General features: G+C 43.9%; 1 pseudogene. It reads right to left on the bottom strand.

From position 1 onward, the window contains the following. A pseudogene (locus tag Q0954_RS34950) lies at window positions 1-212 on the bottom strand (hypothetical protein); the annotation flags it as partial.

The raw sequence follows: 212 nt of genomic DNA, 5'->3' as shown, positions 1-212 counted from the left end.
TCTGGTCTGGTGGCGGGCTCAAAGTCCTGTTGGTAGGAGGTATACATTATTTGCCCCATTTCCTTCTTTCGTTGATAATCTTGTTTTTTTTGAACTCTATCGAGGTCTTTCGACCAGTCTCTGCCATAGCCATTTCCTTCAATTGTGAGCCAGTTTTTGAGGCTGTAGTTGGTCGTTACCCCTGGGGTTTGAATAAAGCGTTGATACATTTG

This window comes from uncultured Microscilla sp. (assembly GCF_947493425.1).
Taxonomy (GTDB): domain Bacteria; phylum Bacteroidota; class Bacteroidia; order Cytophagales; family Microscillaceae; genus Microscilla.
This window is presented reverse-complemented; position numbering and strand designations above follow the sequence as displayed.